The sequence below is a fragment of the Halomonas sp. NYA30 genome (genome assembly GCF_976980765.1).
In genome coordinates this window covers 2,542,311-2,567,147 of the sequence record NZ_OZ334477.1, presented here as the reverse complement: position 1 = coordinate 2,567,147, position 24,837 = coordinate 2,542,311, and the positions used below count along the sequence as shown (strand labels likewise).

The following is a 24,837-nucleotide window of genomic DNA, read 5'->3' as shown; positions in this document are numbered from 1 at the left end:
AAGTCTGGAGGTTTCTATGCGATCAGCGTGGCGGTGGCTGTTAGTCATTACCCTTTCTGCGAGCGGGTCGCAGGCTAATGCCAATGATTGGAATATGCCTGTTGGTGTAACCGATGTTAGCGCCGATATCTTTGGCCTTCACATGACGATTTTTTGGATATGTGTCGTCATCGGCCTCGTGGTGTTTGGTGCTATGTTTTACTCCCTGTTTCGCTACCGCCACTCCAAAGGCGCCAAAGCCGCCAACTTTCATGAGCACACCAGTGTAGAAGTGCTTTGGACGGCTATCCCTGTCTTGATTCTGGTTGGCATGGCTGTCCCTGCTACCGCAACGCTAAAAAATATGTACGACTCTTCAGATGCAGAGTTAGACGTTATGATTACAGGACAGCAGTGGCGCTGGCGCTATGAGTATCTAGGCGAGGACGTCGCGTTTACTTCTAATATGAGCACTCCACGGACACAGATCAGCGGGGCTGAAACGCGGGGAGAGCATTACTTATTAGAAGTGGATGAGCCGCTTGTTTTACCCATCAATCGCAAAGTGCGCTTTTTGATGACCTCTGATGATGTTATTCACTCATGGTGGGTGCCCGACTTAGCAGTCAAACAAGACACGATTCCCGGCTTTATCAATGAAAATTGGGTAACGATCAATGAGCCAGGTATCTACCGTGGGCAGTGCACTGAGCTATGTGGTGTCAATCACGGGTTTATGCCCGTCGTGGTTCATGCGATGGAAGAAGATGAGTTTGATAGTTGGCTCGCCGAGCGTAAAGAAGCGGCTGCCGAAGAGGCCATGGGCGTTGATCGTGAATGGGCTATGGAGGAGCTAGTAGCACGCGGCCAGGAAATTTATCAATCGATCTGCTCTTCTTGCCATCAAGCCGAAGGCCAGGGCTCGCCGCCTGCTTTTCCTGCACTGGCAAATAACGAACAGCTTATTAGTGATGTGGATTGGCATCTCAATAAAGTAATCAACGGTGTTTCGGGTGCTGCAATGCCAGCTTTTCGTAGCACCTTAAATCCAGTAGAAATTGCCGCTGTAGTAACTTATACGCGAAATGCTTGGGGTAACGATACGGGAGAGGTGGTGCAGCCTTCAGAAGTAGCTGAGTTAATTGCCCAATAATGCTGATGCGCCACTTATTTAGACAACTACAATATTTCGGAGAGTATCATGTCGCCCAAACTACCCCCTCAGCCTCATTTGCAGCATAGCAGTACGGCCGTCGCCGATGGGCAAAGCCAAAGTCATGATGCGCCGCCGAAAGGTATTTTGCGCTGGTTATTGACCACAAATCATAAAGAGATAGGTTCTCTTTATCTGATTTTTTCGCTGACTATGTTTTTCGTTGGCGGCATATTTGCTTTAGTAGTGAGGGCCGAACTTTTCCAGCCTGGACTCCAGTTGGTCGAACCTGAGTTTTTCAACCAGATGACCACTATGCATGGGTTGATTATGGTGTTTGCCGCCGTAATGCCAGCCTTCACAGGGTTAGCTAACTGGATGATACCGTTGCAAATTGGAGCGCCAGATATGGCGTTACCACGATTGAATAACTTCAGCTTTTGGCTGCTTCCTGTTGCTTTTACATTATTGCTTTCAACCCTTCTTATGCCTGGTGGCGGACCAAATTTTGGTTGGACTTTTTATGCGCCGCTATCGACCAACTATGCGCCTCCCTCTACGACCTTTTTTATACTTTCATTACACCTTGCGGGTATCAGTTCGATATTAGGGGCAATTAATATCATCGCAACTATTTTAAATATGCGTGCACCGGGCATGCGTTTAATGGATATGCCACTCTTTGTCTGGACCTGGTTAATTACGGCCTTTCTGCTGATCGCGGTAATGCCGGTTTTAGCGGCAGTTATCACCATGATGCTTATGGATATTAACTTTGGCACAAGTTTCTTTAACGCGGCGGGTGGGGGCGACCCGGTTCTGTTTCAGCATCTTTTCTGGACGTTTGGTCATCCTGAAGTGTACATCATGATTTTGCCCGCCTTTGGTATTGTCTCCGCGATCATACCTACGTTTGCAAGAAAACCGCTGTTTGGTTATGCATCGATGGTTTATGCCACTGCGGCGATTGCGTTTCTATCGTTTTTGGTCTGGGCTCATCATATGTTTGTGGTAGGGATGCCTTTAGTAGCAGAGTTGTTTTTTATGTATACAACGATGCTGATCGCCGTGCCTACTGGGGTGAAGGTATTTAACTGGGTCACTACGCTGTTTCGTGGCTCAATCAGTTTTGAATCGCCGATGCTGTTTGCCCTTGCCTTTGTCGTGCTGTTCACTATTGGTGGTTTTTCAGGGCTAATGTTGGCGATCGCCCCTGCGGATTTTCAATATCATGATACTTACTTCGTCGTTGCCCACTTTCACTATGTGTTAGTCCCTGGGGCGATCTTTGCCATCATGGCAGGGGTTTATTATTGGTTGCCGAAATGGACGGGGCATTACCCTAATGAACGGCTTGCCCAGTGGCATTTCTGGTTTTCGATTATCGGTGTCAACCTAACCTTCTTCCCCATGCATTTCGCTGGGTTAGCCGGTATGCCGCGCCGTATTCCCGATTATGCTCTTCAGTTTGCCGACTTTAACTTACTTTCAAGTATTGGTGCTTTCTTCTTTGGCGCCTCACAGTTGCTATTTGTTTTAGGCATCATCCTGTGCGTTCGCGGAGGTAAAAAAGCGCCAGCAAAAGCTTGGGAGGGCGCGGAAGATTTAGAGTGGACAGTTCCCTGTCCTGCACCCTTGCACACCTTTGAAACGCCGCCGGTTTTTCATCGTACTTCCCATTAAAAATGGCATAAACCACACAGGCCAGTAGGCCCAAGAGGTGTTATGGACAGTCGAGAGCAAAACCAGGCAGGCGTGCGTCAAACGGTTATTAGAACAATGGCTGTGCTAGTGGGTATGTTCGCCTTTGCTTTTGCGTTGGTGCCGTTGTATGACGTGTTTTGTCAAATTACCGGCATCAATGGCAAGGTTGATGCTACGGCACAAAGTATCGTGCACGAAGAGGTAGATGAGTCCCGTTACATTAATGTGCAATTTATAACGCGGGGCAGCCCAGGATTACCGTGGCAGATGAGCGTTGAAATGCATCAAATGAGCGTGCATCCGGGGCAAACGGCAGAAGTCGACTTTACGTTTACTAATAATAGTCATAAAGAAAGTTGGGGGCAGGCAGTACCTAGCGTTTCCCCTTCAAATGCAACGCGCCATTTACGCAAAGTAAGCTGTTTCTGTTTTGAAGAGCAACAGTTGCAGGGTAATGAACGCTTGACGATCCCGCTAGTGTTTCAGTTGGCGCGAGATCTTCCAGCAGATATTAATACCATCACGCTGGTATATACCCTATATCCAATTGAGCGTGTGATACAGAACGCCTCACTGAACAACACAATCAATCACGGTGTTAAGAACGATCCCAAAAACGAAGCAAAGAACAATAACGCGGCGGGAGAAACGATATGAGCAGTGGTAGCTATTATGTTCCAGCGAGTAGTCGGTGGCCTGTTCTCGGTTCGGTGGCACTCGGTGCAATGATGGCCGGAATCGGCATTAAGCTTGTTTACGACACTGGGCTGCCGCTGGTTTTAATAGGCGTGTTGGGCATAGTGTCTGTGATGGGGCTATGGTTTCGGGATGTGATCAGTGAGTCTCGTGGTGGGCTGTACGATGCTCAAATGGATCGTTCGTTTCGCTGGGGCATGGGCTGGTTTATTTTTTCAGAAGTCATGTTTTTCGCCGCTTTTTTTGGGGCGCTGTTTTACGTAAGGATGTTCACTATTCCTTGGTTGGGCGGGGAGGGCGCGAAAGGGGTTTCGGCGTTACTTTGGCCAGATTTTGTTGCTACATGGCCCCTGCTGAACCCACCCGATGCTTCCATTGCTGGCCCTCAACAAGTTTTTAGCCCCTGGCAACTTCCTCTCGTTAATACGCTAATTTTGATCACCTCAAGTATCACGCTAACAGTTGCCCATGAGGCTTTAAAAGTCGGTTACCGGCGGACATGTCGTAACTGGCTAACCGGTACCGTGCTATTAGGGTGCTGCTTTATAATGATTCAAGGCATTGAATATTATGAGGCTTATTCGCATTACGGTATTACATTGGAAGCCGGTATTTTTGGCGCAACATTCTTTATATTGACCGGCTTTCATGGGTTGCACGTGATTATCGGCACAATAATTCTTGCCACCATGTTAGTACGAATAGTGAAAGGCCATTTTGGCGATGAAAATCATTTTGGTTTTGAAGCCTCATGTTGGTATTGGCATTTCGTCGATGTGGTATGGGTTGGGCTCTTTATTTTCGTTTACGTTTTATAAATTGCCTAGCCTAGCTGGCCGGACCAAAAGCCAAATATGATGAGGACCATTAATAAACAAGCTAGTCCGATGCGCCATTTAAGAGACACAAGCAAGCGGCGAGACGAGGAGTTATCACGCAGCAAAAAGCCAGCTCCCATGGCTAGACTTATAACCATCGCAACGAATACAGCGGCAATGAGTAGTTGTAACCACATGATGAAAACCTCTCGACAATGGCGTTTTTATAGCTGGTGTTTTTTCTGGAGTCTGGTGGTGGCCTTAGGCGCCTATTTAGGACTATGGCAGTGGGAGCGGGCAGATGACAAGCGATTAGCATTGGCCGTTCGCGAAACGGCACCTGCATTGGTACAACCTACCGCGCAGCCAGCCCAAGGCGCAGAGGTAACCCTACGGGGTGAGTACTTGGCAGAGCATACTCTCTATTTAGATAATCGGATTGTAGAGGGAAGGTTAGGGGTAGCAGTACTCACACCACTGCGTGATAGCTTCGGTCAGCTTTGGTTGGTGCAGCGAGGCTTTTTAGCAACGGGGCCTCATCGTGGCCCACCCCAAGCCACTACTCCAAGTGGCAGTGTTGAGTTGACCGGTGAGTGGCAGGAAGTACAAGCGGGCGGGCCACTATATGGAGAAAACAGAGAAGGTATCAGGTTGCAGCAGTTAAGTCTTGAACCTTGGCGCGCTTCGTTAGGGTCGTTTAGCTATGCGGGCTGGGTGCATGCTAGTGAGGGCGATGGCGTTCTGATTCCTTGGTGGGAAGCCAGTGTTATGCCGCCCAGCCGGCATATAGGGTATGCGTTTCAGTGGTGGGGGCTGGCCCTGGCGGCCCTGGTGGTAATGTTTTTTGGGGGGCGAAAATTGCGTTGCGATGCAACTCAAGAAGAGTCGTTACTGAGTAAAAATAAGCAGGGTGAATAACTATGCAGGAAGCTAAATATATCCGGCGCCAGCGGCTCAAATTAATGCTGATCTTTGCGATATTCGCGGCTCCCGTGGTTGCTGCCTGGGGAATGGTCGAGTTCCGTATTGGCATCCCCGATCACCATACGGCACATGGTGATGTAGACCTGGCATTACCCGCTCTTCATGAATGGCCATTAACAGCGTCTGCCGTGAGTGAAGAAGACAAATGGATTCTGGCATTTGACTGCACTCTGCAGTGTGAAACTCGCCAGGATGAATTGTGGCGGCTACATCGTGCTTTAGGACGCGAGGCGCCAAGATTAACGCGTTTGCGCATCGGCGGGGGGCTTGAACCATTGCCGGGCGAAGTGACTAGTGAGTGGCAGCGTTTTCCTTCATGGCGAAAAGAAAACTCAGTGTGGTTGTTCGATCCTTCAGGGCGTCCGGCGCTAGCATTCGATGAAAACATCGCGACCAAATACGTGCTTGAAGATATACAGCATCTTTTTAAAGTAAACCCTCTATGAAGCGCACTAATCTCTGTTGTTAAGGAAGCATCATGTCCAATTCCTATGAGCGCCGCTTACGCTGGTTAGTGCGATTAACGTTAATAGGTACCCTGTTTACTGCAGTGGTAATGCTGGTTGGTGCATGGACACGGTTAGTCGATGCTGGATTAGGCTGCCCTGATTGGCCAGGTTGCTATGGAAAGCTGCTGGTCCCCGATAGCGATCATGCCACCCTGCGCCATCCTGATGCTCCGTTAGAACCGTTTAAAGCGTGGGTGGAAATGGCCCATCGCTACATTGCTAGCCTGCTTGGACTGGTGGTAATAAGTGTTGTCGCGCTGGGTTGGCCATTGCGTCAACGCTCAGGTTACCCATGGCGGCTCAGTTTGACGCTCTTAGTAGTTATTATATTGCAGGGTGCCTTCGGTGCTTTCACGGTGACGCTACAACTCTGGCCGCAAGTCGTCACTCTCCACCTTTTGGGTGGGCTGAGTGTATTGCTACTGTTCTTTTGGGTACACCTACGCTTACGTCGTGCTCGTAAAAAAACCATAACTGAGCCGCGCCGAACCAATGCCTGGTGGGGTATTGCGGCATGCTTGCTGGTGGTGCAGTTAGCGTTGGGTGGGTGGGTGACTAGCAACTATGCGGGCATCGCTTGCCAAGGATTCCCTACCTGTAATGCTCAGTGGTGGCCTGAGTTGGATGTAAGCGAGGGTTTTCATTTTACCCAAACTGTTGGCCCTAATTATTTACATGGGCAGCTACATGCTGATGCACGCACTGCTATCCATGTTGTTCATCGCTTAGGCGCACTCATGTTAGGAGTCGGGTTGATTGCGCTTTGGTTACGATATCGGCATTGGCAGAATGTCGCTAAACCACTAGCAATTGTGGTTTCTCTATACATGCTGCAGGCTATTCTGGGTATCGCTAACGTATTGTTATGGCTGCCTTTATGGCTTGCGTTGCTACATACGGCAGGTGCCATTGCACTATCTGTTGGTTTGGTATGGGCTTGGTGGTGCTGGCGTTACAACGAGGCTGGCACTTGTTTAAAGGGCTCTAACCCGTTGTATTGCAATGTTATTGCTGACTAAAAAAGAAGGGGAGCGCATGCGAAATATAACAATGACACTACCTTCGGCCCTGCCTTCTATGGTGTGGGGGTGGAGAGAATTACTTGGGCTCTGCAAAATTAAAGTAGTGGTTGTTATGTTGGTATGTGCTGCCGTGGGGATGGCATTGGCAACCCAAGGCCTACCACCACTGACAAAAGTAATTATTGGTTTGGCCGGTATCGGCTTAGCCTCTTGTGGTGCGGCTGCTTTTAATCATGTAATTGACCGCCATTTGGATGCGGTAATGACGCGAACTTCTCGTCGTCCAGTGGCGAGTAAACGGCTACCCGTGACAATCGCGTTGGCTTGGGCGTGCTTGCTTTCTGTTGCAGGTGTTACGCTATTAGCTTGGCAGGTTAACGTTTTAGCGGCTGCGCTGACCTTTGCTTCTTTGATCGGTTATGCTTTGATTTATACTGCTTTTTTAAAGCGGGCTACGCCCCAGAATATTGTTATTGGAGGCGTGGCTGGCGCGGCACCGCCATTGCTAGGTTGGGTTGCTATTACGGGGCAAGTATCTCCTGAGCCGTTGTTACTGATGCTGATTATTTTTGCTTGGACGCCGCCGCACTTTTGGGCACTGGCGATTCACAAATGTGATGATTATGCACGGGCAGGCATCCCAATGTTGCCTGTTACCCATGGTCTTCCTTTTACACGGCTGCAAATTTGGTTGTATGGCTGGCTAACGGTATTAACTACTCTATTACCGGTAATGATCGGGATGAGTGGAGTGCTTTATTTAGTCATTGTGTTAGGTCTGAATGCACGCTTTATGTTTTGGAACTGGCGGGTTTGGCGCGGTCATGATGCTACCGCACCTATCGGCGCTTTCTGGTTCTCAATTCGCTACTTATTAGGCGTTTTCGGTGCGCTATTACTTGATCACTACGCTGCGGCGCTTGCTTGGTGATTCGAAGACGAACTGGACAGGTATGCAGTAAGTGGAGAAGCAAGCCTAGATGCTATTGGCAGAGTAGTGGTATAAGGGTGTACAATTTTCGTCAAGCAATTTATTCGCTTAATGAGGGGGGTCATGAACTCAACAGTAGCGCTGGTATTACTCGCCTTGGCGATTGCAGTCATTGTGGGGCTGTGTTTCTACGCATGGTCGCTGCGCAAAGAGGTAAGTCGTCGAGAAGCTTATCGGCGCGATGAAGATGCTCGTGCCCAACAAAACAGTTTAGAAAACCTCGATTATGTCGCGAGTGCTTTGGTTCAGGAGCAGGTCGATATCACGGAGGGGGCTTGGCGTTGTAAGGTTCTACTTGAGATTATCGATCCTAGTTTAACGGAACGAACTGAATTTAAGGCTTTTGCCGAGCACTATCGTCGCACTCAACATTTGAATACGCATTCCGCCCGGCAGCAGTTGACTGCTCGAGAGCGTATGCAGGAAGACAAAGAACGGTTGATGGCAGAAAATGACATGCGGGAAGCCGTATTGAAAGCTGCTCAAGCAGTATTAAAATGGCGTGCCAAAGGCAAAAGTGCGTTGCATTAACTATTAATTTTGAGCGGTATTAACCGCCAAAATGCATAGCAAGCTAATTTTTAGTGCCCATCGTGGCAATTTTGCTATGCTAAATGATGTCGGTATTGGCAAGAAGTTGATATCTTGGCATTGTTGCCTTCTAGCGCTTAAGCGTTAATGATAGGCACAATGTTCTGTAGTGGCTGGGTACTGAGTTATGGGTATGTCGTCATAAATACTGAGGGCTTGGTTATTCAGCTTAATACAGAACAGGCGAAAAATGGATGCTCTCGCAATAAGAAGCATTGGATAGATTTGGTCACTTATGACCATTTCAGCATTGGATCAAGAAGGAGTCTTGCATGAAAAAATCAACGACTGGATTGCTAATCGGTTCCGCACTGGTAGTCGGTCTTTCTGGCTGTGCCAGCTCGGCCTCACAGTCTTCCGGCCAATCAAGCGCTAGCAGCGACAGCAACTGGTATCAGCACCCGGCAGTATGTGGTCTGGCTGGGAGCGTTATCGGTGGCAGTATTGGCTATGCTACCAGCAGTAATTCTGACGAAGAAAACGGTGCCGCTATAGGTGCCACTGCTGGTGCTGCTATCGGCGGTTTGCTATGCGCTGACCGCACGCCTGAGCCGGTTGCACCGCAGTGCCCAAGCTATGGCGAAGTGCCGGCTGGTGTTGCTGTTGATGCCGAAGGTTGCCCGCTAGATTCTGACGGTGACGGCGTGCCTGACTACCGTGATCAGTGCCCAGGTACTCCTGCTGGCGTAGAAGTTAACGCTAACGGTTGCCCGCTTGATTCCGATAATGACGGTGTTCCAGATTACCGTGATCAGTGCCCGAACACCCCTGCAGGCGTAGAAGTTAACGCACTGGGTTGCCCGGATAGCGTCGTTCTGCAAGATGTTAACTTCGAGTTTGATTCTGCTCAGTTAACTTCCAACGCTCAGAATGTACTTAACGGTGTTGCTGAGCGTTTGGTCAGTAACCCTGATGTTCGCGTAAGCATCGAAGGCCACACTGATTCACGCGGTTCTGACGAGTACAACAAAAACTTGTCACAAGAGCGTGCTCAATCAGTTGCTAACTACTTGGCAAGCCGTGGCGTAGAAGCTAACCGTATGCGTGCAGTAGGTTACGGTGAAGAGCAGCCGATCGCGTCTAACGAGACTGAAGAAGGTCGCTTCCAGAACCGTCGCGTTGAATTGGATGAGTGGAACTAAGTTCACTTATCTTCTGAGGTTTGTAGACGACTTATAAACGGTTAACTGCAATCCACAGGTACAGAAACGGGAGGCATATGCCTCCCGTTTTTATTTTAAGCGGTAGGTAACTCTGCTAATCTTGTCGCTGTTTTTAGTGGGGCTTTTGCACCCTCCAAGACCATTGATAGCGAAATGTGATCCTTGGTATGGATCACCACTGCGCTCAAGGAACATGAATGCCTATTGTTACTCTGCCTGACGGCAGTCAAAAAACATTTGAAGCACCGCTGACCATTATGCAGCTCGCAGAATCCATTGGCCCTGGTTTGGCTAAGGCCTGTATCGCTGGGAAGATTGATGGTTTGCTGGTAGATGCCGCTGATTTAATCGAGCAAGATGCGAGCGTTGCTATTATCACAGCGCGTGACGCTGAGGGGTTGGAAATAATTCGTCACTCCTGCGCTCACCTAATTGGTCATGCGGTTAAGCAAATGTATCCCGATGCCAAGATGGCGATTGGGCCAGTCATTGAAGATGGCTTTTATTACGATATTGAATTCGGTCAGTCGGTCACGCCGGAAGACCTGGAGGCGATAGAGACGCGCATGCAATCATTGATTGAGCGCGAGTACGATGTGGTTCGCGAATACGTTGATCGCGACAAGGCAATGTTGACCTTTTTGCATCGTGATGAGCCTTACAAGCAGGAAATTGTTCGCGATATCCCTGATGATGCGACCATCAGGCTTTATCATCACGAAGAGTACACCGACATGTGCCGCGGCCCGCACGTGCCTAACACCCGCCACTTAAAAGCTTTCAAGCTCACTAAGTTGGCAGGGGCCTATTGGCGTGGCGATGCTGCAAACACCATGCTGACGCGTATCTACGGCACCGCATGGGGCGATAAAAAACAGCTTAAGGCTTACGTAAAACGGCTTGAAGAGGCAGAGAAGCGCGATCACCGTAAATTGGCGCGCCGACTGGACCTTTTTCACATGCAGGAAGAAGCGCCGGGAATGATATTTTGGCACCCTAACGGCTGGGCGCTATGGCAGCAGATCGAACAATATATGCGAGGCGTTTATAAAGAGGGTGGCTACCAAGAAATTCGCTGCCCCCAGATAATGGATGTATCGCTTTGGAAAAAGTCAGGGCACTGGGACAACTACGCAGACGGCATGTTCTTTACCGAGTCAGAAAAGCGTGAGTATGCCCTCAAGCCTATGAATTGCCCTGGTCATGTTCAGGTATTTAATTCTGGCTTACGTAGCTATCGCGAGCTCCCCGTTCGTTTTGGTGAGTTTGGCGGTTGCCACCGGAACGAGCCTTCAGGCGCTTTACACGGTATCATGCGCGTTCGTGCATTTACTCAAGACGATGGTCATGTTTTTTGTACCGAAGCTCAAGTTGAGCCAGAAGTAACTGACTTTCATCGTCAAGCGTTGAAGGTGTATAGCGACTTCGGCTTTGAAGATATTGCTATTAAAATTGCTCTTCGCCCCGAAAAACGCATTGGTAGTGATGAGGTTTGGGATCGGGCAGAAGATGCACTGCGTAGTGCGTTAAAAACTTGCGATGTAGAATGGCAGGAACTTCCTGGCGAAGGCGCGTTCTATGGCCCCAAGATTGAATACCATATGAAAGATTGCCTGGGACGCGAGTGGCAAGTGGGTACTATGCAGGTAGACTTTATGATGCCAGAGCGACTTGGTGCTCAATATGTGACAGAAGAGGGGCATCGGAAGCCGCCAGTAATGTTGCATCGTGCTATCGTTGGCTCTATGGAGCGTTTCATTGGCATCTTGATTGAACATTATGCAGGCGCTATGCCATTATGGCTTGCGCCACAGCAGGCAGTCGTCATGACTATCACCGATTCACAGCGTGAATATGCGCTTGATTTGGAGAGCCGTCTGCAAAAAAGTGGCTTACGTGTTAAAGCGGACTTGAGGAACGAGAAGATCGGCTTTAAAATCCGTGAGCATACGTTACAGAAAGTTCCCTATCTCCTTGTGGTAGGAGATAAGGAAGTCGAAGCTGACTCAGTGGCCGTGCGAACACGCAGCGGCGAAAACCTCGGTACAATGACGGTCGATGAATTTATTGAACGCCATACTGCCGAGAGAGCAGCCCTGGCGACATCGTCAATTGCCTAAGGAGACGGAACGATCAAGAGAAGCAACCAGCGAGGGCGTCCAGCAGATAAACGCCCACCAATGAACGAGCGAATTGTCGAAGAAGAAGTACGTCTTATTGGTAGCGACGGTGAGCAGTTGGGTGTTGTGCCCACCACCGAAGCGCTAGAGCGTGCAGAATCTGAAAGCTTAGATCTCGTGCAAATTTCGAATGCCGATCCCATCGTCTGTAAGATTATGGATTACGGCAAGTTCGTTTTTGAGACCAAGAAGCAGAAAGCGGCTCAAAAGAAGAAGCAGAAGCAAATCCAGGTTAAGGAAGTTAAATTCCGTCCTGGCACCGACGAAGGCGATTATCAGGTCAAGCTTAAAAACCTGACGCGCTTTTTGGAAGGTGGTGACAAGGGCAAAGTCACACTGCGCTTCCGTGGTCGTGAAATGGCGCACCAGGACATCGGTCGTAAGCTGATGGAAAGGATTGCGGCAGACCTGGAAGAGATCGGAGCGGTAGAGTCTTTCCCGAAAATGGAAGGGCGCCAGATGATCATGATTATTGCCCCGAAAAAGAAGTGATCCAACGGCGATGTCAACGGGCCACCGTTAAACAGGTGGTCGGCCCTGGGTTTTCTAAAAAATATCGAGCGGAGTTTTCCTCATGCCGAAAATCAAAAGCAACAGCGGCGCTGCCAAGCGCTTCAAAAAGACTGCTAATGGCTTTAAGCACAAGCAGTCTCACCGTAGCCACATCTTGACCAAGAAAACGACCAAGCGTAAGCGTCAACTGCGTGGAATGAAGCAAATCCATGCGTCTGATAAAGCGCTTATCCAGCGTATGCTGCCGAATCTATAAGTCGGGTTTTCGTTTTTCTGAGTGCAAAATTTTTTCGCCTCAGCCTTAAAGTCAGGAGTGTGTTATGACTCGAGTTAAACGTGGCGTAGTAGCGCGTCGTCGCCATAAAAAAGTATTAAAGCTTGCTAAAGGTTACTACGGTGCCCGTTCACGCGTTTTCCGCGTTGCCAAGCAAGCCGTTATCAAAGCTGGTCAGTATGCTTACCGTGACCGTCGCAACCGTAAGCGTCAGTTCCGTGCGCTATGGATCCAGCGTATCAACGCTGGTGCACGCGTCAACGGCATGTCTTACAGCCGTTTTGTTGGTGGCCTCAAGAAAGCCGGTATCGAAATCGACCGTAAAGTATTGGCCGATTTGGCAGTACACGAGAAGGCCGCATTTGCTGCCATCGTGGAAAAAGCCAAGGCTGCCCAATAAGGTAGTTTGCATTGGGTGATTGCCCATGCAATGTGCCTGAGGTCATTTCAGAGTGACCCATCCAGGGGAAGAGCAGCCGCTCTTCCCCTGTTTTTTTGCCACCTTCAACGTGCCACGCCATCCTTAGGGGTGGACACCGCTTAATTCGGAGTGAAACGGATGGATCACCTTCCTACTCTGGTATCTGAGGCTCGCGACGCCATTCAGGCTGCGCAGAGTGTCGCTGCACTAGACGAATTACGAGTACGCTACTTAGGTAAGAAAGGTGAGGTAACTGCCTTGCTGAAAGGCCTGGGGAGGCTGTCAGCAGAAGAGCGCCCTGCGGCGGGTGAACGTATTAATCAGGCCAAGCAAACGCTAGCCGACGAAATTGATACTAAGCGAGCGCAACTTGAAAGTGTTGCGCTCAATGCCCGTTTGGCCGCTGAAAGTATCGATGTCACGTTGCCAGGGCGTGGCCAGGTCGAGGGTGGTCTACATCCGGTGACGCGTACGCTTGAGCGTATAGAGGGGCTGTTCACGCGTATTGGTTATGATGTGGCAGTAGGGCCTGAAATTGAAGACGATTATCACAATTTTGAAGCGCTCAATATTCCTGCCCACCACCCTGCCCGTGGCATGGCGGATACCTTCTATTTTGATGCCACCCGCCTTTTGAGGACTCACACCTCACCCGTGCAGGTGCGCACCATGAAAAGCAGTGAGCCACCCATCCGTATTGTTTGTCCAGGGCGTGTTTATCGCAGCGACTCGGATTTAACCCACACGCCAATGTTCCATCAAGTGGAAGGGCTGTTGGTTGATGAGGGTATTAGCTTTGCTGATCTAAAAGGGACGATCGAAGACTTTTTGCAGGCATTTTTTGAACGTGACGACCTATCCGTCCGTTTCCGTCCTTCCTACTTTCCATTCACAGAGCCATCAGCCGAAGTCGATATTCAGTGTGTGATGTGTAGTGGTGCGGGGTGTCGTGTATGTTCCCATAGTGGCTGGTTGGAAGTGATGGGTTGCGGCATGGTACATCCTGAAGTCTTCCGCCACTCGGGTATTGATACCGAGCGCTATACCGGGTTTGCCTTCGGAATGGGGGCTGAGCGTTTGGCAATGCTGCGCTACGGCGTGAACGATTTACGCCTGTTCTTTGAAAACGATCTGCGTTTTTTACGTCAATTCGCTTAAGACCGCCGCCGAATACAGGATCAACGATGAAATTTTCAGAACAGTGGTTGCGTGAATGGGTTTCGCCGCAGCTTGATACACAGGCCATGGCCGACCAAATCACCATGGCGGGCTTGGAAGTTGACGCTGTTGAGGCAGTTGCTGCCGAATTCAGTGGAGTGGTGGTGGCAGAGGTGCTGAGTAAAGAGAAGCACCCTGACGCAGATAAGCTCAGTGTGTGTACCGTTGATGATGGCAGTGGTGAGCCTGTCCAGGTTGTCTGCGGGGCGCCTAATGTCGATGTTGGCCAGAAAGTGCCCTTTGCCCAGGTGGGCGGTGTCTTGCCGGGCGACTTTAAAATCAAAAAAGCCAAACTGCGTGGCGTTGAGTCACGGGGTATGATTTGTTCGGCATCTGAATTGGGGCTTGCAGAAGAGACGTCACCAGGCATTCTGGTGTTGTCAGCAAGTGCTCCAGTGGGTGCTGATTTTAGAGAATTCATGCACCTGAATGACATGACCATTGAGGTCGACCTGACGCCCAATCGTGGTGATTGCTTAAGCATTAAAGGGTTGTCGCGTGAAGTGGGAGTGCTTAATCGGCTGGCGGTGATCGGCCCTGTAATAGCGTCGGTGTCCACTGAGGTTGACGATAGCTTTGCGATTAGTGTCGAGGCGCCAGAGCAATGCCCTCGCTATATGGGCCGGATTATTAAAGGTGTCAATGTTAAGGCTGAGACGCCTCTATGGATGGTTGAGCGGCTGCGTCGTAGCGGCGTACGTTCTATTGATCCTGTCGTAGATGTCACTAACTACGTGATGCTTGAGTTGGGCCAGCCGCTACATGCTTTTGACCGCGATAATCTTCAGGGTGGCATGGTTATTCGCATGGCCACGCCGGGTGAGCGTTTAACGCTGCTTGATGGTCATGAGGTGTCGCTACGCCCTGAAACGCTGGTCATTGCCGACCATTCTGGCCCGCTAGCGATGGCAGGCGTCATGGGTGGTGAAAACTCAGGCGTTAACGAAAACACTCAGACTATTTTCCTTGAATCTGCGTTCTTTACGCCGCTTGCTATTGCTGGCCAAGCGCGCTCTTACGGTCTGCATACTGATGCATCGCACCGTTTTGAGCGTGGAGTTGATCCACAGTTAACGCCCATTGCAGTCGAGCGGGCTACACAGCTACTAATTGAGATTTGCGGTGGCAAAGCTGGGCCTGTTGTTGAAGCGCTAAGCGTTAAGCATATGCCCGAAGAGCGCTCAATCTTATTGCGCAGTGCCCGTTTAGAGCAGGCGCTATCCAAGACGCTAGATAGCGATGATGTGACCGATATTCTTCAGCGTCTGGGGCTTGATGTCAGCATCCAGGGTGCCGATTGGGCCGTCACCGCGCCTACTTGGCGCTTTGATTTGGCCATTGAAGAGGATCTGATCGAAGAGGTGGCACGTATCCATGGCTATAATAATTTGCCGGTACGTCGTCCTGCAGCACGCTTGGCGCTTCGCTCTTCGGACGAGGCGACGCTGACTCAGTCGCAGTTGCGTCGTCAGATGGTCGCACGTGGCTTTCAAGAGGCGATCACCTACAGCTTTGTAGCACCTGAGCTGCAAGCGACGCTGTTACCAGACGCCATAACGCCTGTGCTTGCTAACCCTATCTCGGCTGATTTGTCGGTGATGCGGGCCAGCTTGTTTCCTGGCCTGGTTCGTGCCATGGAGTACAACCTCAATCGTCAGCAAGCCCGCGTGCGTTTATTTGAAACCGGGCTAGTATTTAACGGTGAGCTGGATGCTTTGTCACAGGTGCCGATGCTGGGTGCGTTAGTGTGTGGCCCGCGTGAAGCGGAAGGGTGGAGTGGTGCTAAGGATCGCGTCGATTTTTATGATCTTAAAGGTGATCTAGAAAGCGTCATCGCCTTGGGTGGCGAAGCCGATGCTTGGCGGTTTGAGCCCGCTGAGCACCCAGCGCTCCATCCTGGTCAAAGTGCCCAGCTATTGCATAACGGTGAGCCTGCAGGCTGGATTGGTACTCTGCACCCACAAGTACGAGCAACGCTGGGCTTAAAAATGGATGCCGTGTTGTTTGAGGTGCGCTTAGATGCACTTAGCCAAGGCCGAGTTCCTGCGTTTGAGCCGCTGTCACGCTTTCCTGAGGTGCGCCGTGATTTGGCGTTTATACTCAATGAGTCGACACCTGTGCAGGCATTGCTCGATTGCGCCAAGCAGCAAGCGGGGGAGTATCTGCAGGATATCAAGCTATTCGATGTCTATTCAGGTAAAGGTGTAGCCGAAGGGCATAAGAGTATTGCGTTGGGCTTGACCTGGCAGCATCCATCGCGCACGCTAAACGACGAAGAAATCAACCAGTTGGTCGATTCAATTGTGACACAAGTGCGTGTCAAGCTGGATGCGGAGCTGCGCGGCTAATAAAAATCGAAGAGATTAATTAGGCCTCGCCACGATGCTTATCACGTTCTTGGCAATGCGTTTTGCTACTGTACGGTTGATACAGTGTGATTGTTGCTGTATCTGCTTCAAGGATAAGGAGAAGCCTTATGGGTGCGTTGACCAAAGCAGAACTGGCTGAGCATTTGCATGCTGAGCTAGCCCTGTCCAAGCGAGAAGCGAAGGCCATGGTCGAAGCTTTTTTTGAAGAGATTCGAGCCTGTCTTCGTGAGAACGAACAGGTGAAGTTATCGGGGTTTGGTAACTTTGACCTGCGTGATAAGCGCGAGCGGCCAGGACGAAACCCGAAAACCGGTGAAGAAATTCCAATTTCTGCCAGGCGGGTGGTCACGTTTCGCCCAGGGCAGAAGCTTAAGCAGCAGGTAGAGCATTACGTGGGCGATGAGTAGCATTTTGGACTATAGGCGCATGAGCATCTGATTCATAAGCTTAAGGTTCATAACACTAGATAATCTCATGTCCTTTACAAAGGAGTGCCTATGGGCGCTCCTTTTCTTGTTATAGCGCCGGGTCTCAAGTCATGAGGGTTTTCTTGCAACTACATGCCGCCACCTTCTATTAACCACGTAATCACCACCTTGATAACGTACCCCAGCATACCTGCTCCCAACACGACAAACAGCATGATGGTGCCAAATTTGCCAGCGTTGGATTTTTTAGCCAGGTCCCAGATAATAAAACACATAAATATAATTAAACCCCCGATCATTATCGGAGTGATCCACGTCTCAAAGGTTTGCTGCATAGTTACTCCTAGGGGTTATGTATGGGCCAAGCATTACGGGTAATGTGTTTCATTCTAACCAGCCATGTTAATATTTGAGCAAATTCATCGGGTATTTGTCGACTTGCGGGTTGGCACTGTGACACTTTGACAGGGGAGTGACGATGCCGAAGCTTAATATTTTGGTGGGTACCATGTACGGCGGTGCCCTTGATGTGGCAGAGCAAGTGAAGCCCCTATTTGAACAGGCCGGTTACGCTGTGGAGGTTGTTGAGCAGCCATCTGTCGATGATATTGTCAGTGGTGACGCCGATTTGGCGCTGTTTTGTGTCTCGACCACTGGCAGTGGAGATTTTCCCGGCAGTTTTGTGCCCTTTGTCCGGCAGTTGCGTGATCAAAGTCCCGCGCTTACCACGCTTCGCTACGGGCTCATTGCACTCGGTGATAGCTCGTATGGCGATACTTTTTGCGGCGCAGGCCGCGCGCTAGACGAGTTGCTGGCGGATTATGGCGCGACTCGCTTAGGGGAGCGCCTAGAAATCGACGCCATGGAGACCTTTATGGCCGACGATGCTGCTGTGCCCTGGGTGGAAGAGTGGATCGTTAACCAGCAGTTAAAGGTGGCTTGAGCGATGCAGCGAACGCCCTCCTCGCCTGAGCGCATCAGCGTTGCGCTGGGCTTATGTGTCGTTATGCTGGCAACCCTGCCACGCTACATGGCAGGCGGGCATGAAACCCGCCAGACGCTGATTTTCTTCGCCTTAGCACTGGTGGCTTTTGCGGTTATTATTCAGTGGCGCTTATTGGCGGTGGAGGCGCGTCGCCGCTTGCCACAACTATGCAAACGGTTAGCCGTTATGTTACTGCTAGGAATGGTCGTAATGGGGGGTTGGCACGCGCTGTTTACGGAGTGGATTAGTTGGCAGGTGTTCATTTCCCATGGTGCAACGCTTGGCGTACTGATGCACGCAGTAGGTCTATGGTGGGCTGGCGAGCGCCAAGCTAGCTAGTGTTTTGGTATAGCGATTGAAAAAGTCGCCGCAAGACGTACAAAGCAGTAGAATGGTATAAATTACGCAGCATGGGGCTAATAATGAAGCTAAACACGCCTTAAAGCGGTTAATTGCTCGCTTATTCCCTTGTTTTTAACATCACTGCCCCCATGTTGCGAGCATGGCGCTTGCCACTATGCGTTGGGGTTCTTAAAATTACCCCCTTGAACTTATTACATGCAATCAACACAACGCCCAGCCGTTAGAGGACAATTCATGCAAGTTTCTGTCGAGACGACCTCCCAGATCGAACGCCGCATTACTATTCAAGTGCCGGCTGCCGAAATTGACGAGGCCGTTAGTGCTCGCTTGAAAGACACCGCGAAGAATGTTCGCTTGAATGGTTTTCGCCAGGGCCGGGTGCCAATGGCAGTAGTTCAGCAGCGCTACGGCCAAGACGTACGTAACGAGGTAGTTAGCGAAGTAATGCGTGAGCGTTACGTACGCGCTATTACTGATGAAGGCCTCAATCCGGCGGGCTTCCCGCAAATTGAACCTTCCGTTAACGAATCAGGCAAAGACCTTGAGTTCGTGGCAGTAATGGAAATCTACCCGCAGGTAGAGCTGGCTTCAATTGAAGGTACTGATATAGAGCGCCCGGTGGTGTCCGTTAGCGATGCAGATGTCGATGAGATGATCGATACACTGCGTAAGCAAAATGCCGCATGGGAAGAAGTTGATGCTGCCGCCGCTGATGGTGACCAAGTCACTATCGACTTCCAGGGCTATATTGGTGATGAACCGTTCGAAGGCGGTAGTGCCGAAGGTCACACACTGGTCATTGGCTCCAATAGCTTTATTCCAGGTTTTGAAGAGCAGTTAATTGGTGCTAAAGCGGGCGAAGATAAGACCCTTAACGTCACGTTCCCTGATGACTACCAGGCTGAGCACTTGGCTGGCAAAGAAGCCACTTTCAAGGTAACGGTTCACAAAGTCAGCAGCCAGAAACTGCCCGAAGTTGACGCTGAGTTTATCGAGCGTTTTGGCGTTGAAGGCGGCGATCAGGAAAAATTCCGCGCCGAAATCAAGAAGAACATGACCCGTGAAGCATCACAAGCCGTTGATAACCGGGTTAAGCAGCAAGTACTTGATGCGCTTAAAAAGGTGAATGAAATTCCTGTGCCGAGCGCACTGGTTCAGCAAGAAACAGATGGCATGAAGCGTCAGGCGGCTCAACAGTTTGGTTTAGGCGAAGATTTTGATGTTAGCCAGCTGCCCAATGAACTTTTCGAAGAGCAGGCTAAAGGCCGAGTTCAGGTTGGTTTGTTACTGGCAGAAGTCATCAAGGCAAACGAACTTGATGCCGACGATGATGCTATCAAGGCAAAAGTAGCCGAGCTGGCTGAGCAGTATCAAGATCCTGATGAAGTGGTTAGCTACTACATGGGTAACGAACAGCTGAAAACCCAGGTGAAATCTGCCATTCTCGAAGAGAAGGCGGTGGCTAAGTTACTTGAGCAAACGAACATTAAAGACGTTGAAATGTCTTATCAGCAAGCCCTTGCCGCTGCGCAACAGCAGGCTGAGCAAGATGAGGGTGCTGAAGAAGGCGAGCAAGCAAGCGCCTAACACCCTGGAACGTGGCGCACCTTTATGTCGGTGCGCCTTTCCCTTCCCGGACGCAAGGAATCACCTGAATGAGTGAGTTTGATATTCAAAACGCCGGCGGTTTAGTGCCCATGGTGGTTGAGCAGAGCGCCAAAGGGGAAAGAGCCTACGACATCTACTCACGCCTTTTGAAAGAGCGTGTGATCTTTTTGGTAGGCCCTGTAGAAGACTACATGGCTAATCTGGTTGTCGCTCAGTTACTGTTTCTGGAGTCAGAAAATCCAGATAAAGATATTCACCTGTATATTAACTCGCCAGGTGGTTCGGTCACCGCGGGGATGTCGATTTACGACACTATGCAGTTTGTGAAGCCGGACGTGTCTACGGTATGTATTGGTCAGGCGGCCAGCATGGGTGCGCTGCTATTGACAGCAGGTGCTGCTGGTAAACGTTACTGCCTGCCTAATTCACGGGTTATGATTCATCAGCCGCTGGGTGGTTACCAAGGTCAGGCATCTGACATTGAAATTCATACCCGTGAAATTCTGGGTATTCGCGATAAGCTGAATCAAATCCTTGCCCACCATACGGGTCAAGATATCGAAACTGTCTCGCGTGATACAGATCGGGATAATTTCATGAGCGCCAATCAAGCCAAAGAGTATGGTTTGATTGACGCAGTGCTGGATAAGCGGCCTACATCCTGATAGCGTAATAGGATTCTGCTTTTCTAACGAGCTTTTCCGGCGGCGTAAGCCGCCGCAGTGATAGAGGTATGCGAATGGCCGACGGCAAAGGCAAGGACGAAGGTGGCAAACTGCTCTACTGCTCGTTTTGTGGAAAGAATCAAAACGAAGTACGTAAGCTGATTGCGGGCCCGTCCGTTTATATCTGCGATGAGTGTGTCGACTTATGTAATGACATTATTCGCGAGGAAGTTCTCGAAGCCGATGCCGAGAGCGATGAGGATCGTTTACCTACGCCTCGCGAAATACGTCATACGCTTGATGACTACGTCATCGGACAAGATCGCGCCAAAATGGTGCTTTCTGTAGCGGTGTATAACCACTACAAGCGTCTGAAGACAGATGTGCGCGACGGCGATGTAGAATTAGGTAAATCAAACATTCTGCTGATTGGTCCCACTGGTAGCGGTAAAACGCTGTTAGCGGAGACGATGGCACGGTTACTGAATGTACCTTTTACCATTGCGGATGCAACCACGCTGACGGAAGCCGGCTATGTCGGTGAAGATGTCGAAAACATCATCCAGAAGTTGTTGCAGAAGTGCGATTACGACGTTGAGAAAGCCGAGCGCGGGATTGTTTATATTGATGAAATCGACAAGATTTCACGCAAATCGGATAACCCTTCAATTACGCGTGATGTCTCGGGTGAAGGCGTCCAGCAAGCATTGCTGAAGCTGATTGAAGGTACAACGGCTTCTGTGCCACCTCAAGGTGGACGCAAACATCCCCAGCAGGAATTTGTCCAAGTTAATACGGGCAATATTCTTTTTATCGTAGGCGGTGCGTTTGCGGGGCTGGAGAAAGTTATTCGTGACCGTGCTGAGAAGGGCGGTATCGGCTTCAATGCAGCGGTGAAAAGCAAGGAGTCCTCCCGTGGGGTGGGTGAACTGCTGGCTGACGTAGAGCCTGATGATCTAGTGAAATTTGGCTTGATTCCTGAGTTTGTAGGGCGTTTGCCGATCATCGCGACACTCACTGAGCTCACCGAAGATGCACTGGTGCAGATTCTGACCGAGCCCAAGAATTCGCTGGTTAAGCAGTACGCTAAGCTGTTTGAAATGGAAGATGTGACGCTTGAGTTCAGAGATGAAGCGTTACGTGCTGTGGCTGAGAAAGCGATGGAGCGTAAGACTGGCGCGCGTGGTCTGCGCTCTATTCTAGAGTCAGTGCTGCTTGACACCATGTACGAAATTCCATCACTTGAAGGTGTCAGTAAAGTAGTTATTGACGGTTCAGTGATTGCCGGTGAGAGCGAGCCTCTTTTGATCTATTCTCAGCAAGAAGAAGCGCTAGTCGACGGCACTGATGGTTAGTGGCTAGTTGACCAGTCGGCCCAGCTTTAACCGCTTGCGCTAAAATCAAGGGGTCGCTTAGGCGACCCCTTGTTGTTGAAGAGCCCTGCCGCTGAAGAGCTTTGCCGTTGAAAAGCTTTGTTGTGAAGTGTTACTGCCTAGTCAGCTCAATGCTAATGTGGTTAAAAATCGCTTACTGACGACTGCGCAGTACTTTTCCAAGTACTCTTTTTTAAGTACTCATCCGATTTGCCGAGGAACGTCTGCGATGCAGCAGAACGCCGAACAGACACAATGTCTACCCCTTTTACCGTTGCGCGATGTGGTCGTTTATCCGCAAATGGTAATACCCCTTTTTGTTGGTCGTGAAAAATCTATCCAGGCGCTTGAAGCAGCGATGGAAGCTGATAAGCGTGTATTGCTGGTGGCTCAACGTGAAGCGTCTCAGGATGAGCCGGATAACGCTGATCTTTATTCTATGGGTACCGTGGCTGACATTATGCAGCTGCTCAAGCTTCCTGATGGCACGGTTAAAGTACTCATTGAGGGTAATTTTCGAGCGGATGTACTAAGTGTCGATGAGAATGAAGCTGGCTATACGCAGGCACACTTAACACCACGAGAGAGTGAGCCGCTTACTAGTCGTGAGCAAGAAGCGCTTGTGCGCGTATTACTCAATCAGTTTGAGCAGTACGTCAAGCTGTCTAAGAAAGTCCCTAACGAGGTACTTAACTCGTTATCAGGGATTGAAGACCCAAGCCGCTTGGTGGACACCATTTGTGCTCATCTGTCGCTGAAGATTGGTGATAAGCAGGAATTGCTTGAGATGGATCGTGTGCGCGATCGTATTGAGCACCTGATGGCGCTGATTGAGTCTGAAATCGATCTGTTGCAAGTGGAGAAGCGCATCCGCTCGCGGGTTAAAGAGCAGATGGAGAAGACGCAGCGCGAGTACTATCTCAATGAGCAGATGAAAGCCATCCAGAAGGAAATGGGTGAGCTGGATAATGTGCCCAACGAGGCTGAAAAGTACGAGCTGGCGATTAAAGAGTCCGGTATGCCCAAAGAGGCATCTGAGAAAGCCACGCAAGAGCTTAACAAGCTCAAAATGATGGCTTCAAATTCCGCTGAAGCAACCGTTGTGCGATCTTATCTGGATTGGCTAGTCGCGGTGCCCTGGAAGAAGCGCACACGTGTGAAGCATGATCTCGTCAAAGCTCAGCAAGTGCTGGATGAAGATCATTACGGCCTCGAAGAGGTAAAAGCGCGCATCCTAGAGTATCTTGCCGTGCAGAAGCGGGTGCGCAAGATGAAAGGGCCTGTATTGTGTTTGGTGGGCCCGCCTGGAGTGGGTAAAACCTCTCTCGGCCAATCTATCGCCCGTGCCACCAATCGTAAGTATGTGCGTTTGGCGCTGGGTGGCGTTCGCGATGAGTCAGAAATTCGCGGCCATCGCCGCACCTATATCGGGTCGCTGCCGGGTAAATTGATGCAGCGGATGAGCCGTGCTGGGGTTAAAAATCCCCTGTTCTTGCTGGATGAGGTCGACAAGCTTGGCATGGATCATCGCGGCGATCCTGCCTCTGCATTGCTTGAAGTGCTTGATCCTGAACAAAATAACAGCTTTAGCGATCACTATCTGGAGCTCGATTACGATCTTTCAGAAACACTATTCATCTGTACGGCTAATTCGATGAATATTCCTAGTGCGCTTCTAGATCGTATGGAGATTATTCGTCTGCCGGGTTACACCGAAGATGAAAAACTGGCCATCGCTAAGCGCTACTTATTGCCTAAGCAGTTAGCAGCAAACGGTTTGAAGGGTGATGAGTTAACGCTGGAAGATAGCGCGCTTTTAGAGCTTATTCGCTATTACACTCGTGAAGCAGGTGTGCGTGAGCTTGAGCGTCAGATCGCCAAAGTGTCGCGTAAAGTGCTACGTGAACGCCTTGAAAATGAGCGTGACCCTACCTCTGATCAAGATGGTCAGAGCTTAACGGCCGAACAGATTGAGCACTATGCAGGGGTGCGTCGCTATAGTTACGGTCTGGCTGAGCAAGAAGATCAAATTGGTCGAGTCACTGGGCTTGCCTGGACATCGGTCGGTGGCGAATTGCTTAATATTGAGTCAGTGGTTACGCCGGGTAAGGGGCGAATTAACAAAACTGGCTCGCTCGGCGATGTCATGAAAGAGTCAGTAAGCGCTGCACATACCGTGGTTAGAGCCAGAGCACAAGCGTATGGAATTGATCCTGAGCGGTTCGAAAAAGAGGATCTGCATATCCACGTACCCGAAGGAGCTACGCCTAAGGATGGCCCCAGTGCGGGTATTGCCATGGTGACCGCTATCGTTTCTGCTTACACGCAGCGGGCGGTACGTTGTGACGTGGCAATGACCGGTGAGGTCAATCTGCGCGGTGAAGTGTTGCCCATTGGCGGTCTGAAGGAGAAATTGCTGGCAGCTCGCCGCGGTGGTATAAAGACAGTGCTAATTCCTGAAGAAAACCGTCGTGATCTCAAGGAAGTACCTGACAATATCAAAGGTGCACTTGATATTCGTCCGGTACGTTGGATAGATGATGTCTTAGCCGTAGCGCTAGCTGATAAGGTAGAAGAAGGTGCACCGTTGAAAAGCACCGACGCATCGTATAGTAATACCGTAGTTGCTAGTACTCATTAAGCTGTTAAAGCCCACTTTGGTCTTTAATTTTACTTAATATTTGTGCCCGCTGCTTTGTGTGGCGGGTATCTTACAGCATGGTTGCTTGACAGGTGTTTCAAGGCGTTGCTATAAAACGCAGCTATGCTTTGATCGTTGTACCTATCGGTGACTATGCCGTTCAGAGCCATTTTTTGAAACAGTCAAGGG

The 24,837-nt window shown here is 50.1% G+C and carries 25 protein-coding genes; 23 read left to right on the top strand and 2 right to left on the bottom strand.

Annotated features, from left to right (window positions below):
- The first annotated feature begins 16 nt into the window (after positions 1–16).
- From coxB to ACWI0H_RS11895, 4 genes are read left to right on the top strand one after another with little or no spacing between them, the layout of a single operon-like run.
- Positions 17–1,132 carry a cytochrome c oxidase subunit II gene (gene coxB / locus ACWI0H_RS11910; RefSeq protein WP_101147042.1) on the top strand — a complete coding sequence of 372 codons (1,116 nt, stop codon included), beginning with the start codon at positions 17–19 and terminating at the stop codon, positions 1,130–1,132.
- Between the two features lie 48 nt (positions 1,133–1,180).
- Entirely contained in the window at positions 1,181–2,815 is a 1,635-nt protein-coding gene (ctaD, locus tag ACWI0H_RS11905; protein WP_101147041.1) for a cytochrome c oxidase subunit I, read from the top strand.
- A 42-nt stretch (positions 2,816–2,857) separates the two neighbouring features.
- Positions 2,858–3,493, top strand: coding sequence for a cytochrome c oxidase assembly protein (locus tag ACWI0H_RS11900; protein WP_485873553.1), 636 nt, complete (start codon positions 2,858–2,860; stop codon positions 3,491–3,493).
- Entirely contained in the window at positions 3,490–4,350 is an 861-nt protein-coding gene (locus ACWI0H_RS11895; RefSeq protein WP_176302256.1) for a cytochrome c oxidase subunit 3, read from the top strand. Before ACWI0H_RS11900 ends, ACWI0H_RS11895 begins: the two co-directional genes overlap by 4 nt.
- A 5-nt stretch (positions 4,351–4,355) precedes the next feature.
- On the opposite strand, the gene ACWI0H_RS11890 is transcribed toward ACWI0H_RS11895, so the two are convergent.
- A complete protein-coding gene (locus ACWI0H_RS11890; RefSeq protein WP_176302255.1) occupies positions 4,356–4,547 on the bottom strand; it encodes a DUF2909 domain-containing protein in 192 nt (63 codons plus the stop codon).
- Between ACWI0H_RS11890 and ACWI0H_RS11885 the strand changes: the two genes are divergently transcribed.
- The 13 genes from ACWI0H_RS11885 to ACWI0H_RS11825 all read left to right on the top strand — a co-directional run bounded on the left by ACWI0H_RS11885 (position 4,546) and on the right by ACWI0H_RS11825 (position 16,992).
- Complete coding sequence (locus tag ACWI0H_RS11885; RefSeq protein ID WP_336273834.1) at positions 4,546–5,268, top strand: SURF1 family protein; 723 nt, start codon at positions 4,546–4,548, stop codon at positions 5,266–5,268. The genes ACWI0H_RS11890 and ACWI0H_RS11885 overlap by 2 nt on opposite strands.
- A 2-nt stretch (positions 5,269–5,270) precedes the next feature.
- Positions 5,271–5,780 carry a hypothetical protein gene (locus ACWI0H_RS11880; protein WP_336273833.1) on the top strand — a complete coding sequence of 170 codons (510 nt, stop codon included), beginning with the start codon at positions 5,271–5,273 and terminating at the stop codon, positions 5,778–5,780.
- 32 nt (positions 5,781–5,812) lie between these two features.
- Positions 5,813–6,862 carry a COX15/CtaA family protein gene (locus tag ACWI0H_RS11875; RefSeq protein ID WP_336273832.1) on the top strand — a complete coding sequence of 350 codons (1,050 nt, stop codon included), beginning with the start codon at positions 5,813–5,815 and terminating at the stop codon, positions 6,860–6,862.
- A gap of 16 nt (positions 6,863–6,878) precedes the next feature.
- The gene (gene cyoE, locus ACWI0H_RS11870; RefSeq protein WP_176302283.1) at positions 6,879–7,796 is read left to right on the top strand and encodes a heme o synthase; all 918 of its coding nucleotides are present in this window, start codon (positions 6,879–6,881) and stop codon (positions 7,794–7,796) included.
- A gap of 123 nt (positions 7,797–7,919) precedes the next feature.
- Complete coding sequence (locus ACWI0H_RS11865) at positions 7,920–8,387, top strand: DUF2489 domain-containing protein (protein WP_101147037.1); 468 nt, start codon at positions 7,920–7,922, stop codon at positions 8,385–8,387.
- 332 nt (positions 8,388–8,719) lie between these two features.
- Positions 8,720–9,589, top strand: a complete 870-nt coding sequence (locus ACWI0H_RS11860; RefSeq protein ID WP_101147036.1) for an OmpA family protein — start codon at positions 8,720–8,722, stop codon at positions 9,587–9,589.
- Positions 9,590–9,807: 218 nt separating this feature from the next.
- Positions 9,808–11,730 carry a threonine--tRNA ligase gene (thrS, locus tag ACWI0H_RS11855; RefSeq protein WP_101147035.1) on the top strand — a complete coding sequence of 641 codons (1,923 nt, stop codon included), beginning with the start codon at positions 9,808–9,810 and terminating at the stop codon, positions 11,728–11,730.
- A gap of 60 nt (positions 11,731–11,790) precedes the next feature.
- Positions 11,791–12,282 (top strand): translation initiation factor IF-3, encoded by a 492-nt coding sequence (gene infC, locus ACWI0H_RS11850; protein ID WP_008957470.1) that lies wholly within the window; start codon positions 11,791–11,793, stop codon positions 12,280–12,282.
- 82 nt (positions 12,283–12,364) lie between these two features.
- On the top strand, positions 12,365–12,559 hold the full coding sequence (rpmI, locus tag ACWI0H_RS11845; RefSeq protein ID WP_007114345.1) for a 50S ribosomal protein L35: 195 nt from the start codon (positions 12,365–12,367) through the stop codon (positions 12,557–12,559).
- 64 nt (positions 12,560–12,623) lie between these two features.
- Positions 12,624–12,977, top strand: coding sequence for a 50S ribosomal protein L20 (gene rplT, locus ACWI0H_RS11840; protein ID WP_007114344.1), 354 nt, complete (start codon positions 12,624–12,626; stop codon positions 12,975–12,977).
- 159 nt (positions 12,978–13,136) lie between these two features.
- The gene (pheS, locus tag ACWI0H_RS11835) at positions 13,137–14,156 is read left to right on the top strand and encodes a phenylalanine--tRNA ligase subunit alpha (RefSeq protein WP_101147034.1); all 1,020 of its coding nucleotides are present in this window, start codon (positions 13,137–13,139) and stop codon (positions 14,154–14,156) included.
- 26 nt (positions 14,157–14,182) lie between these two features.
- Entirely contained in the window at positions 14,183–16,564 is a 2,382-nt protein-coding gene (pheT, locus tag ACWI0H_RS11830) for a phenylalanine--tRNA ligase subunit beta (RefSeq protein ID WP_485873552.1), read from the top strand.
- Positions 16,565–16,692: 128 nt separating this feature from the next.
- Positions 16,693–16,992, top strand: coding sequence for an integration host factor subunit alpha (locus ACWI0H_RS11825; RefSeq protein WP_007114341.1), 300 nt, complete (start codon positions 16,693–16,695; stop codon positions 16,990–16,992).
- Positions 16,993–17,141: 149 nt separating this feature from the next.
- Here ACWI0H_RS11825 and ACWI0H_RS11820 read toward each other — a convergent pair whose 3' ends face one another.
- Entirely contained in the window at positions 17,142–17,348 is a 207-nt protein-coding gene (locus ACWI0H_RS11820) for a DUF2788 domain-containing protein (RefSeq protein ID WP_008956864.1), read from the bottom strand.
- Between the two features lie 143 nt (positions 17,349–17,491).
- Between ACWI0H_RS11820 and ACWI0H_RS11815 the strand changes: the two genes are divergently transcribed.
- The 6 genes from ACWI0H_RS11815 to lon all read left to right on the top strand — a co-directional run bounded on the left by ACWI0H_RS11815 (position 17,492) and on the right by lon (position 24,648).
- A complete protein-coding gene (locus ACWI0H_RS11815) occupies positions 17,492–17,956 on the top strand; it encodes a flavodoxin (RefSeq protein ID WP_101147032.1) in 465 nt (154 codons plus the stop codon).
- 3 nt (positions 17,957–17,959) lie between these two features.
- Complete coding sequence (locus ACWI0H_RS11810) at positions 17,960–18,337, top strand: hypothetical protein (RefSeq protein WP_485873551.1); 378 nt, start codon at positions 17,960–17,962, stop codon at positions 18,335–18,337.
- A 258-nt stretch (positions 18,338–18,595) separates the two neighbouring features.
- Complete coding sequence (gene tig, locus ACWI0H_RS11805) at positions 18,596–19,948, top strand: trigger factor (RefSeq protein ID WP_485873550.1); 1,353 nt, start codon at positions 18,596–18,598, stop codon at positions 19,946–19,948.
- A 68-nt stretch (positions 19,949–20,016) separates the two neighbouring features.
- A complete protein-coding gene (gene clpP / locus ACWI0H_RS11800) occupies positions 20,017–20,634 on the top strand; it encodes an ATP-dependent Clp endopeptidase proteolytic subunit ClpP (RefSeq protein ID WP_336273826.1) in 618 nt (205 codons plus the stop codon).
- Between the two features lie 74 nt (positions 20,635–20,708).
- A complete protein-coding gene (clpX, locus tag ACWI0H_RS11795) occupies positions 20,709–21,989 on the top strand; it encodes an ATP-dependent Clp protease ATP-binding subunit ClpX (RefSeq protein WP_336273825.1) in 1,281 nt (426 codons plus the stop codon).
- Positions 21,990–22,236: 247 nt separating this feature from the next.
- Positions 22,237–24,648 carry an endopeptidase La gene (gene lon, locus ACWI0H_RS11790; RefSeq protein ID WP_336273824.1) on the top strand — a complete coding sequence of 804 codons (2,412 nt, stop codon included), beginning with the start codon at positions 22,237–22,239 and terminating at the stop codon, positions 24,646–24,648.
- Positions 24,649–24,837: the final 189 nt, after the last annotated feature.